Annotated in this window: 25 protein-coding genes; 2 read left to right on the forward strand and 23 right to left on the reverse strand. The window is 64.5% G+C overall.

The genetic code is table 11. The annotated features are described in order from the left end of the window. Positions 1–132 precede the first annotated feature (132 nt). The 21 genes from NY023_RS15430 to mnxG all read right to left on the reverse strand — a co-directional run bounded on the left by NY023_RS15430 (position 133) and on the right by mnxG (position 22,576). Positions 133–816 carry an RHS repeat-associated core domain-containing protein gene (locus NY023_RS15430; RefSeq protein WP_247726595.1) on the reverse strand — a complete coding sequence of 228 codons (684 nt, stop codon included), beginning with the start codon at positions 814–816 and terminating at the stop codon, positions 133–135. A gap of 131 nt (positions 817–947) precedes the next feature. Next, positions 948–1,097, reverse strand: a complete 150-nt coding sequence (locus tag NY023_RS15435) for a hypothetical protein (RefSeq protein WP_023661487.1) — start codon at positions 1,095–1,097, stop codon at positions 948–950. Continuing rightward, positions 1,094–1,942, reverse strand: a complete 849-nt coding sequence (locus tag NY023_RS15440) for a CsgG/HfaB family protein (RefSeq protein ID WP_013972853.1) — start codon at positions 1,940–1,942, stop codon at positions 1,094–1,096. The genes NY023_RS15435 and NY023_RS15440 overlap by 4 nt, the downstream gene beginning before the upstream one ends. Before the next feature lie 33 nt (positions 1,943–1,975). Beyond that, entirely contained in the window at positions 1,976–2,389 is a 414-nt protein-coding gene (locus NY023_RS15445) for a curli assembly protein CsgF (protein WP_013972854.1), read from the reverse strand. After that, on the reverse strand, positions 2,386–2,787 hold the full coding sequence (gene csgE / locus NY023_RS15450) for a curli production assembly/transport protein CsgE (protein WP_013972855.1): 402 nt from the start codon (positions 2,785–2,787) through the stop codon (positions 2,386–2,388). The genes NY023_RS15445 and csgE overlap by 4 nt, the downstream gene beginning before the upstream one ends. After that, complete coding sequence (locus NY023_RS15455) at positions 2,784–3,311, reverse strand: type II secretion system protein (protein ID WP_013972856.1); 528 nt, start codon at positions 3,309–3,311, stop codon at positions 2,784–2,786. Before NY023_RS15455 ends, csgE begins: the two co-directional genes overlap by 4 nt. Further along, positions 3,286–3,660, reverse strand: a complete 375-nt coding sequence (locus NY023_RS15460) for a type II secretion system protein (RefSeq protein WP_013972857.1) — start codon at positions 3,658–3,660, stop codon at positions 3,286–3,288. Before NY023_RS15460 ends, NY023_RS15455 begins: the two co-directional genes overlap by 26 nt. Before the next feature lie 5 nt (positions 3,661–3,665). Beyond that, a complete protein-coding gene (locus NY023_RS15465; RefSeq protein WP_013972858.1) occupies positions 3,666–4,145 on the reverse strand; it encodes a type II secretion system protein in 480 nt (159 codons plus the stop codon). Further along, complete coding sequence (locus NY023_RS15470) at positions 4,142–6,007, reverse strand: secretin N-terminal domain-containing protein (RefSeq protein WP_038409724.1); 1,866 nt, start codon at positions 6,005–6,007, stop codon at positions 4,142–4,144. Before NY023_RS15470 ends, NY023_RS15465 begins: the two co-directional genes overlap by 4 nt. After that, the gene (locus tag NY023_RS15475; protein ID WP_044047257.1) at positions 6,004–6,513 is read right to left on the reverse strand and encodes a hypothetical protein; all 510 of its coding nucleotides are present in this window, start codon (positions 6,511–6,513) and stop codon (positions 6,004–6,006) included. The genes NY023_RS15470 and NY023_RS15475 overlap by 4 nt, the downstream gene beginning before the upstream one ends. Beyond that, the gene (locus NY023_RS15480; RefSeq protein WP_013972861.1) at positions 6,513–7,076 is read right to left on the reverse strand and encodes a GspMb/PilO family protein; all 564 of its coding nucleotides are present in this window, start codon (positions 7,074–7,076) and stop codon (positions 6,513–6,515) included. The genes NY023_RS15475 and NY023_RS15480 overlap by 1 nt, the downstream gene beginning before the upstream one ends. Further along, entirely contained in the window at positions 7,063–7,605 is a 543-nt protein-coding gene (locus NY023_RS15485) for a PilN domain-containing protein (RefSeq protein ID WP_013972862.1), read from the reverse strand. The genes NY023_RS15480 and NY023_RS15485 overlap by 14 nt, the downstream gene beginning before the upstream one ends. Before the next feature lies 1 nt (position 7,606). Then, on the reverse strand, positions 7,607–8,398 hold the full coding sequence (locus NY023_RS15490; RefSeq protein ID WP_044047068.1) for a hypothetical protein: 792 nt from the start codon (positions 8,396–8,398) through the stop codon (positions 7,607–7,609). Next, entirely contained in the window at positions 8,382–10,187 is a 1,806-nt protein-coding gene (locus tag NY023_RS15495) for a GspE/PulE family protein (RefSeq protein ID WP_013972864.1), read from the reverse strand. The genes NY023_RS15490 and NY023_RS15495 overlap by 17 nt, the downstream gene beginning before the upstream one ends. Positions 10,188–10,247: 60 nt before the next feature. Then, complete coding sequence (locus NY023_RS15500; protein ID WP_031325917.1) at positions 10,248–10,781, reverse strand: response regulator; 534 nt, start codon at positions 10,779–10,781, stop codon at positions 10,248–10,250. Positions 10,782–11,030: 249 nt separating this feature from the next. Beyond that, a complete protein-coding gene (locus tag NY023_RS15505; protein WP_013972866.1) occupies positions 11,031–11,672 on the reverse strand; it encodes a SurA N-terminal domain-containing protein in 642 nt (213 codons plus the stop codon). 12 nt (positions 11,673–11,684) lie between these two features. Beyond that, the gene (locus NY023_RS15510; RefSeq protein WP_193384119.1) at positions 11,685–13,175 is read right to left on the reverse strand and encodes an ABC transporter substrate-binding protein; all 1,491 of its coding nucleotides are present in this window, start codon (positions 13,173–13,175) and stop codon (positions 11,685–11,687) included. A 239-nt stretch (positions 13,176–13,414) separates the two neighbouring features. After that, on the reverse strand, positions 13,415–14,080 hold the full coding sequence (locus NY023_RS15515) for an SCO family protein (protein ID WP_023662894.1): 666 nt from the start codon (positions 14,078–14,080) through the stop codon (positions 13,415–13,417). Further along, positions 14,077–14,733: an SCO family protein gene (locus NY023_RS15520; protein WP_013972869.1), complete on the reverse strand. Its 657-nt coding sequence runs from the start codon at positions 14,731–14,733 to the stop codon at positions 14,077–14,079. Before NY023_RS15520 ends, NY023_RS15515 begins: the two co-directional genes overlap by 4 nt. Beyond that, positions 14,730–16,706 carry a YncE family protein gene (locus tag NY023_RS15525; RefSeq protein ID WP_013972870.1) on the reverse strand — a complete coding sequence of 659 codons (1,977 nt, stop codon included), beginning with the start codon at positions 16,704–16,706 and terminating at the stop codon, positions 14,730–14,732. The genes NY023_RS15520 and NY023_RS15525 overlap by 4 nt, the downstream gene beginning before the upstream one ends. A gap of 20 nt (positions 16,707–16,726) precedes the next feature. Further along, a complete protein-coding gene (mnxG, locus tag NY023_RS15530; RefSeq protein WP_013972871.1) occupies positions 16,727–22,576 on the reverse strand; it encodes a manganese-oxidizing multicopper oxidase MnxG in 5,850 nt (1,949 codons plus the stop codon). Positions 22,577–23,216: 640 nt separating this feature from the next. On the opposite strand from mnxG, the gene NY023_RS15535 reads away from it, so the two are divergent. Next, a complete protein-coding gene (locus tag NY023_RS15535) occupies positions 23,217–23,483 on the forward strand; it encodes a hypothetical protein (protein WP_013972872.1) in 267 nt (88 codons plus the stop codon). Positions 23,484–23,725: 242 nt separating this feature from the next. Continuing rightward, complete coding sequence (locus tag NY023_RS15540; RefSeq protein WP_038408539.1) at positions 23,726–24,673, forward strand: IS110 family transposase; 948 nt, start codon at positions 23,726–23,728, stop codon at positions 24,671–24,673. 211 nt (positions 24,674–24,884) lie between these two features. Here NY023_RS15540 and madM read toward each other — a convergent pair whose 3' ends face one another. Both madM and madL read right to left on the reverse strand, forming a co-directional pair. Next, positions 24,885–25,649 carry a malonate transporter subunit MadM gene (gene madM, locus NY023_RS15545; protein WP_208209134.1) on the reverse strand — a complete coding sequence of 255 codons (765 nt, stop codon included), beginning with the start codon at positions 25,647–25,649 and terminating at the stop codon, positions 24,885–24,887. A gap of 2 nt (positions 25,650–25,651) precedes the next feature. Beyond that, positions 25,652–26,074 carry a malonate transporter subunit MadL gene (madL, locus tag NY023_RS15550; RefSeq protein WP_003258591.1) on the reverse strand — a complete coding sequence of 141 codons (423 nt, stop codon included), beginning with the start codon at positions 26,072–26,074 and terminating at the stop codon, positions 25,652–25,654. Between the last annotated feature and the right edge of the window lie 126 nt (positions 26,075–26,200).

Below are 26,200 nucleotides of genomic sequence, written 5' to 3' on the forward strand. Positions count from 1 at the left end.
CACTTCAATTCCCAATCACCAAACCCCGGCCAGCGCTCTCGTCTTCTAAGGAGACTTCCCCAAAATCACGGCCACCGCTCTAAAACTGTGCCGATAATGCTCAACGAGCTCGACTCAAGATTAAGCGGCAATTTACAAACCAAACTCCCGAAGGATCTGATTCAAAGCTTGCTTGCTTTCTACCTTGCGGACGTTATGCACATAAAGATGCATCAACCCTGTCAGCACCATAGGATCACGTTCCGGGGCGAAGCCCTTGGCAGCATCTAAGTATGTTCGTGTCGAGCCATTCAGCCTGCCCGTATCTATAGCCAAAGCGGCCATTTTTTCATAATCTGTTAGACCGCCTAGCGTATCTAGTTCCGGAGCCGATTTTTTTTGTGCAGCAAGACGCTGCTCTGAATTTTTCCATATGGAATCGACTAACGGAGCCGCCGCTGGACTCACTCCAGATGCTTCTCTGTTGTTCGATGTACCTTGCTCCGTAGACGCTGACAATTTACGACGCTTACTGGCGGGAGAATAATCCGACTGGGGCAAAGGCTTATTTTTACGAGCCAAAGGAAACACTTTATTCTTTACTATATTCCTCCACCTAACCATCCCGCTTGGATCCGTAAAATTCACAGGGTCACCCCCACAATATGCATAGCAATTTATACCACCTTCAGCGAAAGGGCTAACCATGTCCACAGATAAAAACCTCATCAGCACCGGACTATAAATACGCTTGCCACCTCCTAAAAAATACCACCTCAAAAAGGTATCTCGAGGCTCTCCATTAAAACCAGTAAATGACTCATTCTGTACCGACACTTGATAACCATAGGCGGTATAGCCACCCCCATTTCCAGGCAAAGTGCCGACTCATTGTTTTCCCCTTGCAAACTTAAGATAGGAAAGCCTAGAGTTCGCTACCGATAAAAATAATGCAACTGGCAAAATTATTAGTATTCTTCGCCGACCGAGGCCAGGGCCTGATAGGAAATCGCCGGCAATCTGCGCCCCAGCAGGGTCAAAAGTGAGCAAAATGTTGTATCGCCTGCACTTGCCTCTTCGTGGACAAGCCCCACGAAGAGGCCCTCAAACTCACTCATTGTTGCTGATTCTGGCTCAAATACTTGTCCACCGTAGCCTGCCCTTCCCCCGCATCCCCCGCCACCTGCCACAGCCGCCGTTCGATCCCCTGCGCCAGCAAGTGCCCCACCGCCGCCTCGATCGCCGACAGCACGCACAGCTGCGCCGGTTCGTTGGTGGTGTACCCCACCTCGGCCTCGAGCAGCTTCTTGAACTCGATGAACTTGAACACTCCCGCACTGCGCCCAACCGAATAGATGGTCTTGCTGGTCATCACATTGGCCAGGACCTGCCCGGTGCGCACGTCCACCGCGCGCAGGTTCACGGTCACCTGGTCGACGCGGTACTCGCGGGAGATGTCTATGCCCAGGTAGCGGGCACCTTCGCCGCCGCTGCGCACGTTGGTGTCGTAGGCGATGATGCCGCCCTCCAGCATCAGGTTGGCGGCCTGCAGCGGTGGCAGCTCGCCCATGATGTTTTCCGGCACGTCGGGCTTTTTCTGCGAAGCACGGATGATCTTGCGCTCGGTCAGCAGGTTCTGCAGGCCTTCACGCTCCAGCACCACGAACCAGCCACTGGCACTCAGGGCGTCCATCAGCATGCTTGCCGCGCCCTGGGTGACGCTGGTGGAGAACGAGCTGGCCGGGGTCGGCTTGTACTGCCCGGTCTGGTCGCGGAAGCCATATACCACCGCCATCAACCGGCCCTTGGGCCGTGGCATGTTGATCAGGTCGTAGTAGGTCGAGGCACGTGGGGTCAGGGTCGGGGTTTCCGAGTCCTGTTCGGCGGGCATCGGTTCGCGCAGGCCACAACCGTGCAGACCCAGGGCGGTGAGGATCAGCAGCGTGCTCAGCAGACGTTTCATGGTGTTCTCTCCCCAACAAATAGCCTTGCCCCTTCAAGGGTTCAGGCCGCTGACCTCAATGATCGAAATTTCTCCTGTGGCACGATCGGTGACCTTGATGCTCAAGGCCCCGGAATCGTCGATGACGTCGATGAGAAACGCATCGGTCGCCATGCTGCCGGTGTTGCCGTTACTGATGTTGTCCAGCAACTGCGACAACATCCGCGACTCAAGCTGGTTGCTGAAGCGCTCCAGGGCCGTGGTGCCGGCAAAGGCCGAGGAGCGGTCCTTGAGGTCGGGGTCGTCGTAGTCGTTCTGCGCCTGCGCATTGTTCAGCAACCAGGTGCCATTGAGCGGGTTGCCGCCAAAGGCCGGGTTGACCGGGGTGTACACCAGCTCGGTGGCCTGGGCGGCACACGCGCTGGCCAACAGGCAGGCGGCGATGCAACGGGGTATGTGGTGCTTCATAGCTCGTCCCTCTCCAGATCGGTGGTGTCCTGCAGCAGGCGTTGCAACTTGCGCTGGATGATTTGCTGCTTGACCAGGTCGGCTGCTGCAACGGCCTCGTCCTTGAGCTCGGTGGTGTTCGGCGGCAGGAAGCGGCGGTACACCACCTCACGCTCGAACTCTACGGTGACCAGGCTGCCCCAGCGGGCATCCGGGCGTTCGCGCACCACCAGGTTGAAATCCAGCCGGCTGGTGGCGCGCAGGCGGTCGGCGAAGTAGTAGTAAAAGTCGTGGCCGATGTGCGAGATGGTGTTGTCGACGATGAAGCCTTGCATCTCGTCCTCGTCCCCGGCCCTGGCCGAGGTGGCCAGCACTGCCACCAGCAGCAGGCCCAGGCACAACGCGGCCAGGCGGCTCATGGCGTGTCTCCCGGGCCGGCATGGGTCTGCACGCCACCGGCACTTTCGGTAAAGGCCTGTTCGGCGACGAACTGCCAGTCGCTGTAATGTTCCAGCCCGTCGAAACCGCTCCATTCGGCGCTGAAGCCACTGCGCTTGAACGGGGTGGCGTCCGAGCGGCTGTGCACGCCGGTGATGCGGCCATCGATCGAGCGCAGCAGGCCCCAATCGTCGCTGTTGGTGATGGGGTCGGGGTACAGCCGGCGAATGTGCCGCCTGGCCTGCGGGAAGCGGTTGTCCTGCAGCAGGTCGGCCAGTTCCTGCGGGTACTGGGCCAGCCCCGGCGAAGCGCGGTAGTAGCTGCGCAGGGCCTGGGCATACTGGCTGCCTACCCACAACAGCTGGCGTTCGCGGTCACGCTGGGCAGCACTGGCCCAGAGCGTGCCGGTGGCGGCCAGGGCCACGCTGCTGACCGCAATCAGCAGCAGTACGCCCAGGTAGGTGAAGCCGGCGTCGGCCTTACCATTCCGCGAACAGGCTGCCATCGCGCGCCCTCCCTGTGGCACCGCTCTTGATATCGGCCACGCCGCCAGCCACGCCTTCGGGCGGTGGCACCAGCTGCCAGGCATCGCTGCGCTCGGTGATCGGGTCCACCGGGGTGTTGCGCAGGTAACGCTGTTCCACCAGTTGCTCCAGTGAGTCCGGGTAGTGGCCGGTGTCGCCGTAGTAGTGGTCCAGCGCCTCGCGCAGCACCGCCAGGCTCTGGCGCAGGGTGGCTTCGCGGGAACTTTCCAGGCTGTTGAAGTAGCGCGGCATGGCAATGGTCATCAGTGTGGCGATGATCGCCAGCACCACCAGCAGTTCGATCAGGGTGAAGCCTTTGCTGCGTTTCATGGCTGTCACCATTGCCCGTAGGGGATGTTGTTCAGGCCTTTGCCGCGGGCCTTGGAATACACGTCGAACACGTCTTCGCCTTCGCGCGGGTTGTCGGGGCTGCTGTTATAGGCGCGCAGCCCCCACCCGCCTTCGTCCTCGCCCTTGGCCGCCACCAGCGGGTCGTGCGGGATGCGCCGCAGGAAGTAGAACTTGGCGCCCTTGGCACTGCGCACATCGCGCACGCCGTCGACCAGCACCTGCAGGTTCGGCGGGTAGCCACTGGCGTCCAGGCGCTTCTCGATGTAGCCGGCATCGAACGCGCGCTTGTAGGCGTCGATGGCGTCGCGAATCTGGTACAGCGCCTCGCGCAGCTGCTGTTCCTTGCCGCGGCGCACCACGGTTTCGGTCAGCGGCGCGGCCATGCTGGCAAGCAGCCCGAGCAGTGCCAGGGTCAGCACCACCTCGATCAGGCTGAAGCCCTGCATGCGGCGCTGCGCGATCATGGCCGCGGGCTCCCTTTGGCCGGGGCGATCGCCATCTGGCTTTCCACCACCGGGGCATCGGTGGCCGGGGCATTGCCAGGCACATCCGCCGGCGGCAACGGCGCCATCTGCCGCACCTGCATGGCAGACTCGGTGCCGGTGGCGAACTCCATGTCCGACGGGCTCTGGTACGGCAAGTTGCGCACGATGCGCGGGGTGATCGCCAGCACCAGCTCCGACTTGCTCATGTCGTCCTTGTTGCTGCCGAACAGCCGGCCCAGGCCAGGGATGTCGCCAAGGCCCGGGATCTTGTTGCCGCTGGCGTTATGGTCGTTGCGCACCAGGCCGGCCAGCACCTGGGTTTCGCCATCGTGCAGGCGCAGGGTGGTCTGGGCGTTGCGGGTGTCGACCTGGACCGGAATGGTGCCCTGGCGGGTGGCTTCCAGCGGGGTGGCGTTACTCACCTCCAGGGCTACCTTGATCGCCACTTCGTTGTTCAGGTGCACGGTGGGCTGCACCTCAAGCTTCAGGCCCACGTCCAGGTAGGTGACGCTTTCGGTAATCACCGGGCCCTGGGTGGACGGCACCGAAGTGGCGCTGATGATAGGCACCCGCTGGCCGATGTGGATGCGCGCCTGCTCGCGGTTGCTGACGCGGATCACCGGGCTGGCCAGGGTGTTGATGTCCTTGTCCTGGGCGTTGATCTTGGCCTGCGGTGCCGGCGCGATGCTGATGCGGCTGGAGTCGATGCCCTTGAGCTGGTCGAGCACGCTTACCGGCTGGCCGTCGGAGCTCAGCACGCCGAAGGTGTTGGGCCATTGCAGGCCGAGGTCGAGGATGCGCGAAGTGGCCACTTCCATCACCTCCACTTCCAGCACCACCTCGGGGTTGGACTGGTCCTGCGACTGCAGCAGCTTTTCGGCCATGCGCACGGCATCGGGGGTGTCGCGCATGGTCAGGGTGTTGAGGCGTTCATCGACGAACACGTCGCGGGTCTTGAGCATGGTCTTGACCATGTTCAGCGCGGTGTTGGAGTCGATGCTGGTCAGGTAGAAGGTGCGCATGACCAGTTCCTGGTAGTCCTTGGTCTTCTGCGGCGAGTCGGGGTAGATCATCAGGGTGTTTTCGTTGACGATCTTCTGCCGCAGCTGGTTCTGTTCCAGCAGCAGCGCCACGGCGTCCTCGATGCGCAACTCGCGCACGAAGATGGTGGCCTTCATGTCCGGGCGCATGTCCTTGTCGAAGATGAAGTTGATGCCGGCAACCTGGGACAGCACCTCGAAGATGGTCTTCAGGTTGGCGTCGCGAAACTCCAGGGTCACCGGCCGCTCCAGTTTGCTGCGCAGTTGCGGGAACGGTTGCGCGGTGCGCGCCTGCACGTTCTCGATGTCGCTGCGCAGGGCAATGCCCTTCTGGTTCTGCGGGTCCAGGCGTAGCACTTCGCGCATGTAGCGCTCGGCACCGAACAGGTCGCCCTGGCGCAGCGCCGCCTGGCCCAGCGCCACGCGCTCGTCGAGGGTGCGGATCAGCTCCAGCTGGCGGATGCCTTCCTGGGCGCGGCGGTTGTTCGGCTCCAGGGTCAGCACCCGGCCATAACCCATGCGGGCGCTGGCGAAGTCGTGGCGGATGCGGTCGGCGTCGGCCTGGGTCAGCAGCGCCTCGACCGCGGCCTGGCGGCTGTGGGCCAGGGCGATGTTCAGCTCGGTGTCACGCGGGTCCTCGCGCAGGGCTTCTTCCAGGCTGGCGATGCCGGCTTCGTACTGGCCCTCCTTCATCAGCTGTTCGCTGTCCTTGCGTACCGCACTGGAGCCGCAGCCGGCAATGGCCACGCACAGCGCCACAAGCAGGAATGGAGCCGGTTTGCACAGCTTTGACGACTTCATGGTGCGCTCCCTACAGACAAAGTCTGCGACTGATGCAAAGGCAGGTAGACCAGGTGCAGCTCGCTGGCCGATACCCGCTCGAGGCGGTAGGTGTCTTCGATCACGTCGCCCTGGCGCACGACGTAGAGTTTTTCGCCGCTCTGCAGGAAGATCTGCAGGTCGTCGCGGTCGCCGATGCGGCCAATGAACTGGAATGGCAGGGCCGGGGCAGTGGGGGCTGCGGCTACGGCGGGTGCGGTGATCACGGGTTGTTCGGTGACGGTGGCCAGGGCCTGGGGTTTGGTCCATTGTTGGGTCGGGAAGAGATCTCTTGAGGCTTGTTCCGGCCCTTTCGCGGGTAAACCCGCTCCCACAGTGACCGTGGATACCGCCGATTTTGTGGGAGCGGGCGCGCCCGCGAAGGGGGCAACACTGTCTTCCTCGCCGAACCAATGGCCCGGGGCCCAGGCCAGCGCCGCACTCACGCCGAGGAAGCCAACCCAGATGACAGCACGTTGTGTGTTCATCATGACCTCGACAGGTAAAGGGTCATGCGCAGGCGGGCGTTGAGCTCGCTGTCGCCAATGCGTTTGCGTTGCAGCTCCAGGTCTTCCAGCACCAGGGTCGGCAACTGCTTGAGCAGGCCCTTGAGGAAACCGCGAATCTGCGGGTAGCTGCCGCGTACCGGCAGCACGATCTGGTAGCGCGCCAGTTGCGTCTTGGGGTCGATGCCCAGGGCATATTCGCCACGCGCCAGGCTGATATGCTCGGCGCTGGCCAGGTGGTACAGGCGCTCGATCAGCTCACTGGCCCGGGGCTGCCCCGGCAGTTGCTGGCGCAGGCTGTCGAGGGCCTGCTGCTCGGGTTTGATGGCAATCTTCAGCTCGCCACGCCTGACCCGCTCGACCTGCACGCTGGCGTCCGCTTCGGTGGCGCGCAGCTCGCGCAGGTTCTGCCATTGCGGCAACACCCCGGCGCACAGCACGCCCACGGCCAGCAGGCCTACCGCAACCGCAGCCAGGCCGACCGGGCCGACGCGACGCAGGCGCTCCTGGAGGATCAGGCTGTTCAGCGATTCACGGGCGCGCATGGCCGGTCTCCCAGGTAGCGGTGAGGGTGAAGCGCACCGGGTGTTCGGGCTGCGCGGCCAGCACTTCGTGGTTGAGCAACGACACATCGCTGAGCTCGGCACTGGCCTCCAGGCGCTGGTGGTACTGCAGCATCGCTTCCAGGTTGCGCGCCTCGGCGGTGATGCGCAGCTGGCCTTTGCGCGCGTCGGGGGCCAGGCTTAGCAGCGCCACGTCGTCCTGGGGCTGCGCTTCGAGCATGGCGAACAGCTGCTGCCAAGGCCGTTGCAGTTGCTGCGAGACGCTTTGCATCTGCGCCAGGCGCTCGGCCTGTTCGCGGCTGGCGGCGCTGCTCAGCGGCGCGACAGTGGCCGGGCGACGGCCCAGTTGCTGCTCCAGGCTGTGCACGCTGGCCTCCCGTTCGACCTGCTCGGCCTGCAAGCTTTGTTGCAGCAGCACCAGGCCGGCGACCATGGCACTTGCCACGGCCAGCAGCGACCAGGCCAACGGGCTGCTGCGCCGGGGCTGGAATTCCAGGTCGAGGCGGCGCATGTCAGGCCACCGCCCGCCACATGGCGCACAGTGGGTCGGCATCGCTGGCTGGCTGGCACAGCTGCACCGCCGCCAGTTGCGGCACGTCACCCCGGCCCGGGGCATGCAGGTAGACCCGTGGCAGGTGTTCGCCGTACAGCTCGCAGGTGCGCTCGATCAGTGCTTGCAGGGCCAGGTCACTGTCGGCACAGCCTTGCGTCAGCACTTGCTGCCAGGCCCCGCCGGCAGCCAGCAGCAGCACGCTGCGGCGCGGTTCGGCCAGGACGAACAGGAAGTCGCCCTGCCCCAGCTGCGCCGAGCAGCGGTTGTAGGCGGCCATCAGGTACGGCTGTACCGAGCGCAGGCTCAGGTGGCTCTCCCGGCCCAGCGCCTGCAGCCGCTGCAGCAGGGCTTCGGGCAACGCCGTGGCGATGCGCGCGGCACCGGCCGGCTCGGGCGACAGCACGATGCGCCAGTCGTCCAGCGGCTGCCCGTAGAGGTTTTCGAAACAGGCCCGGGCGTAAGCGTCCAGCTCGCGCGGGTGGCTGATGGCATCACTCCAGGGCACCAGGCAGAAGCGGCTGTACCGGGCCGACAGCAGTACCCGCAACTGGGCACCGCGCACGGCATGCTCGGCCAGCAGCGTGGCCAGGGCGTCGACGGCGGCCTCCCAGGCCGGTTGGGCGGCATCGCAGGTAAAGTCGCGGCTGCCCAGCCATTGGTGGTGATTGGCGTGCCAGCTACCCAGGCCCACACCTTCGGCACCGAGTACGGCACTGTATCTGTAAGCGCCACGATCAGATGAATGTGACACGGTTGATCTCCTCGAGTGTGGTACGGCCATCCCGGACCAGGTCCAGGGCCGAGGCCCGCAGCAGGCGCAGGCCACGCTGGCAGGCGAGGTTCTTGATTTGCGACAGAGGGCGACGCTCGACGATCATCTGCCGCAGGTCGTCGTCCAGGTGCAGCAGTTCGGCGATGGCGCTGCGGCCGCGGTAGCCACTGCCACGGCACTGGCCGCAGCCCTGGGCGCGGACGAACTTCCAGCCGGCCACGCCCTCGCGGGTCAGGCCCGCGCCGTACAGGGTGTCGTCGTCGACTTCGCACGGCGTGGCGCAGTGCGGGCAGGCCAGGCGGATCAGGCGCTGGGCCAGCACCGCATTGAGCGCGGAGACGAAGCTGTAGGGGTCGACCTGCATCTGGCTGAAACGGCCGATCACATCGAACACGTTGTTGGCGTGGATGGTGGTGAACACCAGGTGGCCGGTGAGCGCCGACTGCACGGCGATTTGCGCGGTGTCCGGATCGCGGATTTCACCGACCAGGATCTTGTCCGGGTCGTGGCGCAGGATCGAGCGCAGACCGCGGGCGAACGTCAGGCCCTTCTTCTCGTTGACCGGGATCTGCAACACCCCAGGCAGCTGGTATTCGACCGGGTCCTCGATGGTGATGATCTTGTCCACGCCGTGGTTGATCTCGCTGATCATGGCGTACAGGGTGGTGGTCTTGCCGCTGCCGGTGGGGCCGGTGACCAGGATCATGCCGTAGGGTTCGGCGGCCAGGCGACGCAGGGCGCGCAGGGTTTCCTCGGCAAAGCCCAGGGCCTGCAGCTGCACGCCGCTGACCCGGTCGGACAGGTCCTGCTTGTCGAGCACCCGCAGCACGGCGTCTTCGCCGAAGATGCTGGGCATGATCGATACCCGGAAGTCGATTTGCCGGTCGCCCACGGCAACCTTGAAACGGCCGTCCTGGGGCACGCGTTTTTCGCCGATGTCCAGCTCGGCCATCACCTTGATGCGCGAGATCACCTGGTCGGCGAAGGCGCTGCCGCTGGCCTTGCCGGCGCCGTTGAGCACGCCGTCGATGCGGTACTTTATGGTCAGGCCCTGGCCGGTCATGCCCAGGTGGATGTCGCTGGCGTGCAGCTTGAGGGCGTCGTACAGCGTGGAGTTGACCAGCTTGACCACGCGGCTCTGGTCTTCGCTGATGCTGGCCAGCGACAGGCGCTGCAGCGGGTCGCTTTCGCTGCTGGTTTCGGCGTCGTGGTCAAGGGCGTCCACGGCGTGGAAGCTTTCTTCGTGGCGGGCCAGGAAGGTGGCGAGGTCCGCGGCGTGGGCCAGGTACAGCGGTGCGCCTTGCAGCACATCGTCGATCCAGGCCAGGCGGGCGTGGTCGAAGGGGTCGGCGAACACGCCCAGCAGTTGGCTACCCTGCTCGATCAGGACGAATTCACGCTTCAGGCACATCGCCAGGCTGACCTTGTCGAAGCGTGGGGTGCTGGCCAGCAGGGTGTGGCTGTCCAGCACCGGGTAATGCAGGGTCAGGCCCAGGCGCTGGGTGAAGGTGTCGGGGGTGTCGCAGGCCAGCTGTTCCAGGCGGGTGAGCAGGCGTTCGTCGCTGGTTTGCAGGCGGGCCTGGGCCAGCAGTTCGCGGGGGTAGGCAGAATATGCTTTTACCTGTGCCGGCCCTTTCGCGGGTAAACCCGCTCCCACAGGATTGCCGATTTCTTCAGAATTGCGGTGCCCCTGTGGGAGCGGGTTTACCCGCGAAGAGGCCGGTGCAGGCGGTAGAGCGTCCTGGGTTGCATCGAATGCTTCTGGCATGGCCTGCGACTCCGCTCAGGGGCGCGTCGCAGGCTGGCTCGGCCAGGGGTGCGGGCGCCGCTATTCCCCTGTGAGCAGTTGATCGTCGTCGGGCCCCGGGGGCTTGGCGCCGTTGCGTCGGCGGTCGGCCAATACCCAGCTTCCATCGTACAACTGCAGGGGGAACGATTCGTTCCTGTTCTGGCGTCGTTCGACAAACCCTTCAGCCGGGTTGTCCGTGGCCCTGCGCCGGCGCTCGATGCCCATCAGGTCGAAGACTGCACGGGCCAGTTCCACCAACGGGAACGGCTTGAACAGGACATGGCTCACACCCAGTTCGGCGGCCCGCTCACGCACCTCGACGGTGGGGTGGGCGGTAATCAGCACGAAGTGGCACTGCCTGTTCCTGCGTACGGTCTCCAGAACCTGAAAACCCTCCATGTCGGGCAAGCGGTAATCCAGCACGATCACTTGCGGTGCCAGGCTTGCAGCCTGCTCGATACCACTGGCACCGTCGTGGGCAACATGAACTTCCAGGCCTTGCGCCTGCAGGTACGCTTGCAGGTTCTGCGCAAGAGTCTGTTCGTCATCGACTACCAATACTCTGTTCACCAAGGTCGACTCCCAAGAACTGCCCGGTAACCCGGTCTGCGAAGTGCGCCCCTGTAGAGGCTTGAGCAGGCTTCGTGCCAGGCGGGAAAAGTCATGCTGCACTCACTGTAAGTCATTGATTAGCCAAGGGTACCGATCAACATCCGTAACGCGGCGGGCAGGCGCACCGGCCCGGTTCCCCACATGCGGGGAAACTGATGGCACACTGCCAGATCGTTATTCCCCATGATTGGGGAAACGCCATCAGTCACCTCAGTCGGCAATCTCCACGATAGCGGACGCACGCAAACGTTGGCGCACGGACTGGCGCGCCTGCGCCTCCCGCTGCCCGATGAGCGTGGCCCTGGCTTGAACCAGTCCCTGTTCGCGTATGACCGAAGGTTCGTCATTTTGTTTCTGCACTCCTTGCAGGGTTTCCAGGCTGGCATCGTAGAACGCCTCCACTTCGGCCTGGCTGGGCGCGGCGACAGCGCTGAGCTGGGCATACACCTGCTGCGCGGCCAGCTCGCGCCGGGTGTACTCATTGTACTGTGCCCTATCGAAGCCCGCTTCCGCCAGCCGCCGTTCAAAGATTGCCGGGCTGCCAAGCGCGGCCTCTACCTCGCCCACATGCGCCGACACCTGCTCGTCGCTGATGGCTATGCCGCGGCGCTGGGCCTCCTGCCACAACAGCTCCTTGTCGATCAGTTCATTCAGTGCCTGGTCGCGCAGGCGCTGGTACAGGTTCGGGTTGCGGATACTGGCCACCGCGCGGCCCTGGGCATCCAGGTATTCGCTGAAATAGCGCTCCAGGCGCATCGTCTCGATCTCTACACCATTGACCCGCGCCGCCGGCATATCGGCCCAGCTTGCCTTGGCCAACACCTGCAACAGGCACAACAACAGAACGCGCATGGCAACCTCCGCTCAAGGGCTGTCCGGCAGTGGCCGGTACGGGGTGACCGCGGTGAAGCGCGGCCCGGGCAGGGCCACCGCCACCACATGGGCACCGGCCATGCCCTGGCGGCGACCGGGGCCAAAGCCCAGGGCCGGGGTCAGGCCGGTGGACACATCATGCAGGCCTTCCAGCGCGGCAATCAGCTGCTCGCGGCTGGTGTCGCGGCCTGTCTGCTTCAACGCTTCACTCAGCAGGCGCAGCGCGCACAGGGTGTTGACCTGCAACGACGCCTGGCGAGGGTCGAGGCCCTGGCGCTGCTGCAGGCCGGCCAGAATCGCCTGGCCCTGTTCGGTCCAGTCCCCAGGCACGTAGGGATAAGCCAGGAACACCCGTTGCGACCAAAACTCGGGCAAGCGCGCCACGGCGCCGGTCACCTGGCTGGAGGCGGCAAACAGGTATGGCTGGCGGCCGGCTGACTGCAGCGCCGAAGCCAGTTCGGCAAAGGCCTGGGCACGGCCGAGGAAGACAATGCCCTGCCCGTCCACGGCCTGGCCAGCAAAGGCCTGGGCCGCAGGTGGTGACCAGCCCTGCTGCTCAAGGCGTTCGCGCACCTGTTCGGCCAACGCCGCTTGTTCATTGCCGGCATACACCACACGCAGGTCGTTGGCAGCCAGCCCCAGTGCCGCGCGGGCGTGGCCGGCCAGGCTCAGCAATTGCGCGGGCAAGCCGGGCAACGGGTCAAAAATCTGTGGGCTGCCGCCGCTGCGTGGGGTGCTGCCGATCAGCGGTACATTGTGGGGCGCCAGCAAGGTTGCCAGGCGCTGGTCGAGCATGGGTGCCAATGGCGCGATCAGGGCGAACACCTGCTCCTGCTCCAGCAACTGCTTCAGCGCCCGTTCGGCGCTGGCCGGGTCGGATCCCGGGTCGAGCACCACCAGCTCCAGGCGTCGCCCGTGGATGCCACCCTGCTGGTTGAGTTGCGTCAGGCCGTCTTCCAGCACCGCACGCACCACCTGCCCGGCCTCGGTCAGCGGGCCGGATGCCGGCAGCAAGGTCCCCAGGCGCAGCACGCCCTCCTCCACGCCGGGGTCGCGCTCCTGGGCCAGGCGCTTGAGGTAGGCCGTGAGGTTGCGCTGGTCGGCCAAGGTGAGTTCGAAGCGCGGCATGGCCGGGTCCAGGCGATTGCCTGCCGGGTCGACGCCGTGCTGAATCGCCCGGGCCAGGCTGCTGTCGGTGTAGGCCGGATAGCGGCGGCCGTTGACCTCGCGTTCGCCCTGGCCTAGCGCCAGGCGCTGCCAGTCGAGGCTGGGCGGGCGTACGCCCCCTTCGGCACGGCCGCGGCCATCGTTGCCGTGGCAGCTGGCACAGGGCAGCACGCTGGCGGGGACCGTCATGTCGCTGGCACCGACCCGGGCCTGCAGTTGTGCGTCGCTGCTGGAGACGCCCTGGCGGTAGAGGTGTTTGCCGGCTTGTTCATGTTCGGTCAGGTCCAAGGCAAAGGCAGAAGAAAAGTGTGCCATGCCGAGCACGAACGCCAACCAGATCGCAAGCCCTGTGGGAGCGGTCTTTGTGGGAGCGGCCTTGCGTCGCGAAAGGGCTGCGCAGCAGCCCCGGCGATAGTTGCACCAACCCAGATAACGGGGAGCGCTGCGCGCTCCTTTCGCGACGCAAGGCCGCTCCCACAAAGACCGCATCCACAAAGCGAGTTCCCAGAGTGGCAGATGCCACAGAGGCCAATGCCGCAGGGATCGCATGATACTCACCGCCCTGCCAAAGGCAGTGCCAGCAACTGCATGCGCTGGGCAATCGCCGCCGGCGGTGCATCCGGGCGGATCTTGCTCCAGCGCTTGCCGGCCACATCGCCGGCAATCAGCTGTGTCGAATGCTGCTCGGGGCTGGGCAGGAACTGGCCGATACGCCCGAGCACCAGGTCGACATTGGCCTTGTCACCGGTCAGGAACAACCAGTTGGGCCCATCCACGCCCTGCTTCCCGGCAAACGCCTTGAGCACTTCGGGGGTGTCATTGAGCGGGTCGCTGCTGATCGACACGAAGGTCACCTGGCTGGCCAGCTGCGGCCCCATTGTCTCGCGCACTTCGCGCAACTTGCGGGTAATCAGCGGGCAGGCGTCGGTGCAATGGGTGAAGATCACGTTGAGCATCACCACCTTGTCCTTGAGCACATCGCTGTAGAAGCGCAGCTCGCGGCCATTCTGGTCCTTGAGCACAGTGTCGGTGAACCAAGCCTGGGCATCGCGGGTACCGCCGCCACTGGTCATCGCCTGCGGTGCCGGCTGCGGTTCTGGCGCCTGCGGGGCATGGCCATCATGGGCGAACGCCACCGAGGCGAGGATCCACAGGCAGCCACCCAGCATCAGCCAGTCAAGACCGCGCATGCCTGCGCGGCGGGAGCTTACCAGGCTCATGGTTGCACCTCGTGATGGTCGGCAATCGCCGTGCTCTTGGCATGCACCCGGCGGGCGCCGAGGCGGTTGATTTCGTCGATCAGCACTGCCGGGTCGGTGAAGCCGTAGTAGCGCGTCCAGTGGCCGGTGCGCCCGTCCCCCACCAGGATCAGCGGCGGGTGCTGGCTGAGGTCGGCGCTGAAGCTGCCCAGGCCCTTGAGGGTTTCGCTGATGGCATATGGCGTGCCGGTCAGCCAGCTCCAGCCCGGCCCCTTCTGGAAGGCCTTGGCGTAATCCTGCAGGCGCTTGGCGTCGTCACGTTGCGGGTCGACGCTGATCGATACCAGGTGAATGTCTTGCCCCACCCGGCCACCCAGTTGCTGCTGGACCTTGCCCATGATCGACGACACCACCGGGCACACCGTGGTGCAGCTGGTGTAGATAAAGCCCATGACCACCAGGTGGTCGCCTACCAGGTCTTTTTCCAGGCGTACCGGCATGCCGTCCTGGTTCAGCAGCGAGACATCGGCAAAGCGCACGCTGGCCTTTTCCTGGCGCGCCGCTGGCGGCTGTTCGGCGTGGCCGTTATGGTCGTGGCCGCCATGGGCCAGGGCCAGGTTGCCGGCAAAAGCCAGGCTCAGGGCCAACAGTGTGCAAACATGCTTGGCGTTCATCGCAGATTCCTCACGTCATTATCGGAAACGGTGGACGTTGCGGCCGGCAGCACGCGCAGGCTGGTGTAGTTTTCTTCGGCGAACTTGCGCCCCAGCGACGGCGACTGCACGTGCAGGTACCAGGCACCAGCTTCGGGCAGGCTCAGCGCTGCCTGATAGATGCCCTCGCCCACCTCCTCCAGCTGCAGGTTGCGTGGCATCGACGAAGGCGCCAGGAAGTAGCGCAGGCTCAGGTCGCTCAGGCCCAGGCGCGGCAGGCCGTCGTCGCCGACGATGCGCACCCGTGCGGTCACGGCGCTGTGCTGCGACAACGGCCGGTCCAGGCCGATGAACTCGGCATGCGCGCCCTTGCGCTTGCCGGCATTCGGCGCTGCGACCACATCGGTGCTGAAGCAGTGGATGATCTGCGGCTGGTTGAGCAAAAAGGCCACGTCGAACTTGCCGGCGGCGGGCATCTTCACCGTCGAGCCATACACGCCCGGCGCCAGCTCGCGCAGGCTGCGGTCGACGACGATGGCGGCACGGGCCTGGTGGCCACGGTTGTTGTAGCCGGACATCGGTGCGTTCATGCCTTCGGCGTAGAAGTAGGTGGTGTTGTCCACCGGGTTGACCACGAACACCGAATTGTCGTCGCGCGACACCGACAGCCCCTGAGCCAGCGGCAGGTCGCCAGCCTGGCGTGGCGCCGCCGGGCCGGCCTCGAAGCCCTGGATGATCGGCGAACGCCCTTCGCCCAGGCTGGCCAGGTTGATCATGCTCACCTTCGGTGAAGCCAGGCCGCGCACGTAGGCATAGCCCTTGGTGAAAGTGAGCTGATACGGTTCGGCCGCCACCGGGATCCGGTGGATCAGCTTGTCGGTACTGGCGTCGATCACCAGGGCCTGGTTCTCCAGGGTGTTGAGCACGATGCCATAGCGGCCATCGCTGCTGAAACGCATCGGCCCCAGGCCCTGCTCGGCCTGGACCGTGTGGCGCAGCTGGTGGTTGCGGGCATCGAACACGCGCACGCTGCCCTCCTCGCCATCGACCACGTACACCGCCTGGGACAACGCCGAATAGCTGACCGACAGCGGGTGCGGGCCAACCTTGATGGTCTTGGCCAGGCGCATTTCCGGGATATCGATCACGCTCAGGGTGCCGCTGTCGCGGTTGCTGACATAGGCGTAGCGGGAGTCACCACTGAAGGCGATTTCGTGGTGGCCGCCGCCGGTGTTGAAGGTTTTCAGGGTGTTGCGCCCCGGTACGTCTATCACCGTTACCCCGCCCTTGGCCGGGTCGCTGCTGTTGTTGCCTACCCAAAGCCGGTGCTGGTCCGGTTGCAGGGCCACGCGCAGCGGCTGGTCGCCAGCGTCCAGGTCGGCCACGCGGGTGAAGGTCTCGGTGTCGATCACCGAGACCTTGCCGCGCTCGGGAATAGACACGAACACCTGCCTGTCGTCAGCGGTGGCTACCCAGTCCATGGGCCGCCCAGGCAGGTCGATGCGGGCCATGGTGCTGGTCACGCCGCCCACCGATACGGTCGGGTCGATCACCGTCAGGCTGGCGTCCTTGTTCATCATCAACAGGAAGTAACTGTTCAGGTCGAGCAAAGGCCGGGCGCCAATGCTGCTTTTGAGGAACAGCGCGACACGGGCCTTGCAGCTCTGGTCGCGGTCGCCCTCCGGGGCCGACTGCGTCGGGTCGAGCCACGCCCCCGGGGCCATGCCCGACAGCGGTTGGCCACTGGCCTGGTCGCTGACCTTGAAACGGATGTTGGCGAAGCTGCCCTCCTGCAGCTCATCCCCCGCCAGCGGCCGGGCCTCGAACTCCACGGTCACACCGTCGCGGCTGAGCCGGTGCGGGGCCTGCGGGTCGGCAGAGCCCTGCAAATACTCGCGCGGATCGCACCACAGGCTTTCATAGGCCACGCCCAGGCCGATCAGCGCTGCCCCCAGTGCTACCCCCATGCATGCAAGGCGGGTCTTCTTGTTCATTTTCGCGCCCCCATTTACCGTCACTGCGCCGGTGCCGTTGCCGGCGGCGCTTCATTGGTCACCCGCAAGATCCCCCACAGCCCCGAGAGGTTGCCGTAGGCGGCGTAGTCGCGGAACAGGTAGTCACCCGCCACCGCGTTGGCGCCGCCGGCACTGGGCAGCATGAAGCTGAAGTGCGCGGCCGGCAGCACGCTTTCCTGGGCACCGATGTACATGGCCATCGGGTTGTAGCCGAAGCGCACCGAGCCGATGCCAGGCAGGCTCAGCGGGTAGCCGTCCACGTCGTTCTTCTCGGCCTGGTAGTTGTGCAGCGGCCACAAGTGGCCATCCAGCTGGTAGACCATGCCGCGGCTGCCACCACTGGGCATCACGATATGGTTGCGCACCGGCTGGCCGGGCTTGGCGTACAGCACCGGGGTTTGCGGGTCGCCACCGACCAGGGCGTTGGCGTAGGCCATGTGGGCATTGGGCACATCGCCAAAGCCCAGGCCACCGGCGCGGCCGAAGGGTGAGTCGGGGGCCATGCCGAAGCGCAGCCACAGGGGTTCGGTCTTGTAGTTGACCGCCATGTTGCCGTTGTCCTGCGGGTCGCCGGCGGCGCCGTTGCCTTCGGTATTGATGCCCTCCACCGGGCGGCCGTCGGCCCAGCGCATGTTCAGCGCGCGCTGCCAGACCGTGACGAAGTCGCGGTAGTCGGGCTGGCCGGTGACCTTGACCGTGGCCTGGGCCCGTGTTGCGCTGTCCTCGGTCCAGGTGGCGGTCTGCGGCAGGATGCTCATGGCACCCACCAGGCCTTTCTGCGGCTGCTTGATGAAGTCCGACGGGGTCAGGTTGAGGCCGCCGAACTCGATGGCCGTGGTGTTGATGTTGTCCACCGTGCGGCCCAGCTGCGACACCGGCTTGCCTTCACGCTCCAGGTGGCCGGCATAGTACTGGTAGGTACGGGTCGGCCAGGCGCCACTGGTGCCGGCACGCGGGGCTACGGTCTGCACCGGGTTGAGGCCGACGTTGGCGCCATCGGACTTGGTGATGTCGTAGGCCAGCAGCTGGGCATGCAGGCCCACGTGGCTGGACGGCCGCATCAGGTTGTTGGCAAAGGCGGTGGCACCCTCGCTGTCGAAGCGGTCACGCTTGACCACGTTGTGCATCACCGCAGTGCTGGGCAGGTCCGGCATCACCAGCGGCAGGCGGTTTTCCAGGGTGATGCTGATGCAGTCGCCGGCGTTGGCGCGCAGCACCAGGGGCTCCACGGGCACGCCCGCCTTGAGCTTGCCGGTGGTGGCGTCCAGGTCGGCCTTGCGCACGTACAGGATCGCGGTCGGGTCGTGCAGCGGCGCGCTGTGGCCACCGATGGTGAAGGGTTCCCCATCTTCGGGGTCTACCCCACTGACCAGCGGGATGGCGGTCTTGCGGCTGTTGAACACCAAGGTGCCGCCATTGGCCTTGAGCGGGCCGCCGACATGCTGGCCGACACCGGCCGGGTCGTTGATGCTGACGCCGTTGCGGTTCTCGAGAATGTCGTTGGCCAGTGCCGCGACGATTTCGTAGCTGCGCTTGACGGTCGGGCGGCTGCCGATGCCGTTGGGGTTGGCCGTGGTTTTCGGGCAGATGCCGTCGAAGTTGACGGTGTTGCGCATGGCCACCGGCTGCGGGTTGTTGGGCAGCGGGAACAGGTCGGCACGCTGCGCGGTGTAGTTGCGCATGATGCCCCAGATGCCGTTCCAGTAGCCCTCCAGGGCCGCGTCCAGGGAATACAGGTAGTCACCGTTGGTGGCCGCCGAACTGGAGATCATCGACACCGGCGCCATGAAGCCCAGTTGCTCGGAAATACCGATCATCTGCGATGACTTCCAGCCCGAGTTGGAGCTGTTGCCGTAGCCGGTGCCGTTCTGCAGCCACTTCACGCCATGCAAGGTGACGTTGTGCTCCTCTTCATGGCCGCCGGCGTGCATGCGCAGGCGTACGTTGTCACCGGAGTAGGTGCGCAGCATCGGGGTAAAGGGGTCGCCCGGTTCGCTGCCGGCCGCGTTGATGTGCGGCGGGAACAGCGTGGTGCCGCCGGTGGGGCCCACGGCCGAAGTAATCGCCGACGGAGCCAGGTTCATGGCCGGAATCGCCCGGTCGGTACGGGTTTGCAAGGCATAGCTGAGGTCGCCGGCCAGGCCGTCGGCCTGCATGCCACGCTTGCCGTCCGGGCCGACCTTGTTCGGGTCGTACACACGCAGGGCCAGGGGCTCGTTGCGGTAGTTGACGACGAACATGCCCGGGTCATCCACCGAGATTGCCTGCGGGCAGGGCCGGCTTGGGCAGCCCGGGTTGATGCCGCCGCGTTCCTCGACGATGGCCTCCAGCAGGTTCGACGCCTTGCCGCGCACCGGCGGGTTGATGGCGTAGCGGAAGCTGTCGGCGGTGGCCGGGTAGGACTGCGCATTGGGGATGCCGTCCGGCCCGGCGCCGACGTACACACCGGCCTCGTAGGCGTGCTGGAAGTCGCTGTATTCCAGGAAGAACTCGCGGTAGCTGTCGTTCTTGCCGTCACCATCGTGGTCACCGGTCTGGATCACCGCCTGCCACGAGGTCGGGCCACCGTCCTGGCGCGTGGCCGGGTTGTACAGCTTCTCGCCGGTTTCGGCGTGGTACCAGGTGGAGTTGGCCGGTTCGGCCAGTACGGTGGCATACAGCCCAAGCTGCTGGTGGGTCGATGGGCCGAGGTGGTCGTGGGTGAAGATGGTGCCCAGGCCACGGTCGACGTTGTACACGTTCACCAGCGGGTCGGCGAACCAGCGCTGCATGGCCGTGCGTGCGCCCAGCCAGTCGGCCCGGCCGAAGCGGCCGAAGTATGGGTGCTGCCGGGCTTGCGGGCAGGCGGCGGTGCCGTCGCGGCTATCGCCTTGGGTGCAGCCGTTGTAGGCACGAATGGCCTGCACCCGCTCGACCACGCTGCCGGGCGAGAGGATGCCGTCTTCGTAGTTCCAGCCGTTGGCCGAGCCGTCGGCGGCGGTCAGGTCCCACTTGGGCAGGTGGATGTGCTGGCCGATCACGTCGGTCGGGGTGCGCACCTGGTAATCGTCCATCTCGTAGATGTTCGGGATCAGGTTGGTGTGCTGGTACATGGTGCAGTCGAAGGTGTTCATGCGCATCACCAGTGGCTCTGGCGGGCGCTGCTTGGTGATCACCGGCCAGGCGTCCTCCCACAGGGCGATGATGCGGGCCTGCGGGAAGTGGTAGCCGACCTTGTTGTACACCGCGTCGAACTGGATGTTGGCGCCCTTGTAGATGCGTGGGTGGTCGGCGGTGAAGGCCGAGGAGCCCCGGAAGTTCAGGCCCGAAAGGCTTTCGCCGCTGAAGAACTCGCCTACCCCGGAAGATTGGGTCAGGCGTTTGCCCCGGTCATCCATGCATGGCTCGTAGAACGGCGCGCCGGCAGTCGGCAAGGCGCCGTTGGTGCGGAACGCCTTGGCCACCGGCTGGCTGCCGGGGATCAGGGCAAAGCTTTGGTGTTCGGCCTGGGCATGGAACTGCATGGCCGCCTGCTCGACATCGGTGCCCTCTTCCGGCAGGTAGATGGGCTTGGCCTTGTGTACCACCTTGGTGAAATCGAGCTTGGTGGTGGTGGTTTCGGCCTCGCCGCCTGCAGATACGCCGTCCAGCGCGTGGCGCCCCAGGCCGCCATCCCAGCCATCGACCTGGTTCGGGTCAAGGTTGGCCCACAGCGCCTTGCCGCTTTCCTTGAGCTGGCGTGCCATGACCGGGTCGAGCATGTCCAGTGGCGGGGTTGGTGGGCGGTTGCCCACGCTGCTTTCCATGCCGCCGATCCAGAACGGATAGCCAGGGTTTTTCAAGGTGCCGTCGGCGTTGCGGTTGGCGTCGCTGCGGTCGACCAGCGCCAGCGAGCCGATGGCCTTGCGAACCGGTTCCTGATTGGCTGGCTCTTCATCCTCTTCTTCCTCGGGCTCGTCGTCGTCATCATTGGCGGCAACCAGCGCTTCGGACAGCTTCGGTACCACCACCACCTTGCCTGGCATCGGCGCCATGGCCTTGCCGGGCAGCGGCACGATGGCCGGGATCGGCGTACCCGCAACGATCTCGCCATCGGGCAAGGCCCGCGCGCCAACCGCCGGCTTGCCGCTGCGCAGGGCGAACGGGGTGCTGTGGAAGCCGTTCTCGCCCTGGCCGCTCACTTCCAGGCGGGTGCCTTCCTCGAACACGTCGTGCACCCGCCACATGGCCCACATGCCCTGGGCGAAGTGCGGGTAGAAGTGACAATGGTAAATGGCATCGCCCGCCACCCGGTTGCGGTTGCCCGCACCGCCGTTGGCGATTTCGTAGGTGTAGCCGACCCCCGCGCCGATGCCCTGGGCATCGATGTAGTCGGAATTGTCGTCATTGGGGTTGAACAGCCACTGGTGGCCGTGCAGGTGGAAGATGTGCTGTTCATGGCCGTTGTGGGTGTTGCGGAACTTGGTGAAGTCACCGATGTAGCTGTGGTGCACGTTGGCCGGTTCCGCCGGGAACAGGGCCATGCTGGCCTTGACCCCGACGGCACTGGCCGGTGGCACCTCGCCAGGGCGAATGTGCTCCAGGCCGACGTTGGCCGGCACGTCCACCAGGGTACCGACGTCACCGACAGTGTGCGCACTGAGGAAGAACTCCTCATAGGCACACGACAGGCAGTCGTGCATCGGCCCCACGCCCAGGCGGTTGGCCACCACTTCCGCGCCCATGCCACCGGAACCGTAGTTGATCATGAACGAGTCGCGGGTGGGTTCCAGTACGTGGCCCATCACCGGGTCGGCCCAGTAGCCCGGGAACGCCTGGGTGCCGGCGACCTCGTCGGCGAACTGCGAGGCAAAGTCGCGGAACGCCTCCAGGCGGTTGGGCAGCGCCGGGTTGCGCTTGCCCAGGTTTTCCAGCGGGTAGGTGGATTTGGGGAAGCTGCCATCGGGGTTGGGGCCCATGACGATGGCATCGGTTTCGCTGTTGATGATTTCGTTGCCGTCGACCATGGCAATGATCGGTTTGCCGGCCTTGCCCTCGGCGATCCAGGGTTGCATTTGCGGGTAGCGGGCTTCGTAATCGATTACCGGCTGGCCGGTGGCGGTGCGGCCGGTGGTGGCCAGGCGCATTTCTTCTTCGGTGAGGGTATTGCGGTAGGTGCGGCCGAGCTTGGGCACTACCACTACCTGGCCGAACAGGCCGTTGGCAACGTTGCCCGCAGTGCCCTCGCCGCCGAAGGTGGCGGCTTTGCTGGTGGCGGCAAAAGCGCCTTCGCGTTCGGCGTACAAGGTATAGCTGCGGGTGCTGCCGGGGCTGACGAAGAAGTTGCCGTTACGCCCGGTGTAGGCCGAAATGTCGGCGATGCTGTTGACCGCCTGCATGCCGTTGACCTGGAAGCCGACCATGCGTTCGGCCACTTGTTCATCGGCGACGAAGCCTTCGGCGGCTTCATTTTCGAGCTCCGGCCCCTCCTCTTCGCCCTCAGGCTCTTCGGCCTCGATGCCGTCCTTGTTGGGGTTGGCCTTGTAGTCGAGCAGGTTGGTCAGGTTGACGGTAAGGCATTCACCGGCGGCCACCCGCAGCACGATGGGCCGCGGGCGCTTGTCCGGGCGCAGGGTGACCTTGCCCGGTACCGCCGCCCCGCCGCTGCTGAGGGGGACCATCTTGTCGTCCACCACATCCTCGCGCAGGGCGAACATCATGCCGTTGGCGTTTTGCGCGCCAAGGCGGTTGAACATCAGTGGCTGGTCCAGCGCCACAACGTTGGCGACCAGGGTGCGCTGGCACTGCACGGCGGCTTCGCTGGTCGACTCCCAGCCGAGCAAGGCCAGAACGAGTGATGACAGGATGGGGCCTTTGAGTGGCATGGACATGCTGCACCTCCGGGACACAGGATCTCTGCGTGGAGCTGGAGCAAGGTGCATGCCAGGAGCAGATTGCTTTAATTTTCAGTAGGTTGCAGCGGCAAACGAAACAGATTGGGGAGGATTCCCCAGCGGCTTTCCCCGAAACGGGGGGTGGGTTGCGGGTGCTCGTCACAAGATTTTCAGTGCCTGGGAGATCGAGCGCCGCGCGGGCGGCGCTCGATCTCACTGGCACCGACAATGTAGTGCCGGACACATGTTAGCCATGACTCCAACCTCTCGCCCTACACCCCACAGCCAACAAAGCCAACAAAGCCATCACCTGTAAGACATTTCTGAACATGAAACCAAATGCTTCAGAATGAACCCGCTTAGGAATTATCCTACGCGCGCTGCCGAACTATCGCTGTTGTCGGGGAAACACCTCACGGATAACGTTTCCGGGTCGCTCCGGTGACCGGGCATGAGAACCCGACAGATAAGCTAGCAGCACCTCTATGGTGGCCGTACGTGGGCGGGCTTTCGCCTGGCCGGGTCTTTGCTAGCTTCTTCTCGGCTTTCTCACACCCGCGTACGGCTGCCACCTTCAATCCATGAGAAAGATTCAGGTGGTAGTTCCATTCCTCTAAGTAGAAGCTGGAATTACATAATGAAAAAGCTTGTCCCCGACCCACCCGTCAAACTGACGTCCCGCCCCTTCTACACCATCAACCAGGACATGCCCTCGGTTGACGCTCTGATCCACGCCCTTCAGCTGATGTCTGGCATCGAAGACACGCTGGACGAATTCATCTGCGCCAACGCCGGCGAGCCCGGCATCAATATGTTGGTCAATGCGGTGCATCATGTTCAGATGACCAAGGCCCTGACAGAGTTGCTGTTCCACCGGCAGGCCGGGGATATCACCTGGCATTGAAGTAGAGTCGACTGGCCTCATCGCCGGCAAGCCAGCTTGTATGGTTAGACTTGAAGGGAGGAGGAGGGACAAAGCCAGCTTCTGACTGTTAGCGCAGTACAGACCGTGGGAGATCTCGCCCCTCCTCCCTTTTCACCCAAGCGCCGATAAAGAATGCTTCCGGGCTCAGACCGACGAAAGACACAAGCCAGCGCCTCTGGGTGACCCTTCAAGTGCTTCAACACTATCGAGGAGAGTTGCTCATGGCAATGGTGGTTGCTGATTCAAAGCGGCTGATTGGCGTGGATGTGGCCAAAGCGGAACTGGTCATCTGGGACGATGAATCAGCAGAGCTCATAGCAATCCCCAATACCAAAGCAGCTATTAAGAAATGGCTCAAAGGCCTCTCGGGTGCGATGTCCGTGGCCATCGAGGCGACCAACATCTATCACGTTCTGTTTACGGATCTGGCCTTTGAGTTTGGGCATACGATCTACGTGGTAGATGGTTACGCCCTGAGCCATTACCGCAAAGGCGTCAACGTACGCGCTAAGACAGATGCAATTGATGCCCAGCTGTTGGCCCGCTATCTGAAGAACGAAGGACAGGACCTTACGCCTTGGGCGCCGCCACCGGCTATCTATCGACAACTTCTGAGCCTGTTTCGGCGACGTGCGGGACTGGTCCAGGCACGAACCAGCCTGTCTCAGGGATGGGCTAATGAACCGCTACTTAGAGCCGCCTTCAAGACACATCTGCGTGCGATGCAGCGGCTTGAGCTGCTGGTGGAGAAGATGATCAAGGGTCTGCTGGAAAAGGCCGGACTGATGCCTCAGGTAAAGCGCTGCATGAAGGTCGAGGGGATTGGTTTTCTAACGGCTGCACGCCTGACTGCGACGTTTCAGCGTGGCAACTTCAGCGGGGGGGATGCGTTTATCGCCTTTTTGGGTATGGATCTGAGGATTGCGCAGTCGGGGCAGAAAAAAGGGCAATCCAAGCTCACGAAGCGAGGAGACCCCGAAGCTCGACGCCTCCTTCACAACGCAGCCATGTCGGCATGCCGCACGGCAGTATGGAAATCGTACTACGAAGAGCGCCTGGCACGTGGTTTTAGCACGACAGCATCGCTTGTCATGCTCGCACGCAAATTGGCGCGAGTAGTATTTGCCCTACTGAAAAGCGGAGATGAGTATCGGTCAAAAGCCGCTTAAAAAACTTCCCTAAAACCATAGAATCTCCCACAGGTACAGCATTGCTCTCGAGGTTGTCGCTGTACCTGTGGGAGCGGCCTTGTGTCGCGATGGGGCGCGCAGCGGCCCCAGGATCTTGGCTGCGGTGCGGATATCGCTGGGGCCGCGTTGCGGCCCGATCGCGACACAAGGCCGCTCCTACAAGGGGTCTGCGCAGTCCAGGGGATTGATGTCACCCAACCAGGGCGCGTACGCAGAAGTACAGGATCGACGGGCCCATCAGGCAGCCCAGCCCGGTATGGAAGGCGGCTGTCAGCGCCCCGTACGGCACCAGGCGCCGGTCGGTCGCCGCCAGCCCGGCCGTCACCCCCGACACCGTCCCCGCCAACCCGCCGAACACCATCGCCGAACGTGGGTTGTCCAGCGCCAGCAGGCGCGCCGATACCGGGGTGAACACCATCACCAGGATCGCCTTGATCAGCCCGGTGGCAATCGACAGCGCCATCACGTCCGAGCTGGCCCCCAACGCTGCCCCGGTCACCGGCCCGACGATATAGGTCACCGCACCCGCACCAATGGTGGTCATGCTCACCGCATCACGGTAACCGAAGGCGTAGGCCACCGCAGCGCCGACAATGAATGGCAGCACCGTGCCGAGCAGCAGCGCCACCGCGCCGATCATCCCGGCCCTGCGCGCCTCGGTAGCTTGCACCTCGAAGGCCGTGGCGACAATGGCGAAGTCGCGTAGCATGGCCCCGCCCATCAGGCCGATGCCGGAGAACAGCGCCATGTCGGCCAGGCCTTTCTGGCCACCGGTTATGGTGCCACCGACCCAGGCCAGCACCAGGCCGATGACGATGGCGATGGCCGAGCCGTGCACGCGGCCGAAGGTCAGGTACTTCGACAGCACCACCGACAACCACATGATCGCGCCCACCACCGCAAAGGCAGTGATCAAACCGTTATGTTCCAGGGCATTTTCAATGATCGGCCACATGATCAACGCCCTCCTGCAGGGGCGGCCTGCACATTGCTTTCGGGGCCGGCCTCCACTGCCGGCAGGGGTTCGCCGCGGTGGCTGCGGCTGATCAGGGCAATGGTCGCACCGCACACCAGTACCGCACCCACCGCCGCCAGCAACGCCACCGGCCCGCCGTGCAGGGCGGTGACCACGTTCTGTTGGGCAGCCATGGCCACCACCACCGGGATGTACATGGCGCCCCAGAAGCCCACGCCGAACTCGCATTCCTTGCTCATGCCGCCGTTGCGGTGCATGTACAGGCGTGCGCAGATCAGCAGGATCATGGCGATGCCGACCCCGCCCACATTGGATTTGACGCCCAGCAGCACGCCCAGGAAGTCGCCGACGATGACGCCGGCAAGCGTGCAGACCGCCAGCAGTGCCACACCATAGATGATCATTGTTGTTGTCCTCAGGTAGTGTCGAAGTTGCTTGTTGTTGTTCTTCGTAAACACACTTTTGTGCGGCTTTTGCCCCCATGGAACTGAACTCTGTGGGAGCGGCTTTAGCCGCGAACACCGGCGCAG

It is taken from the genome of Pseudomonas sp. NBB, from assembly GCF_032701105.1.
In the GTDB taxonomy this organism is placed as follows: Bacteria; Pseudomonadota; Gammaproteobacteria; order Pseudomonadales; family Pseudomonadaceae; genus Aquipseudomonas; species Aquipseudomonas asiatica.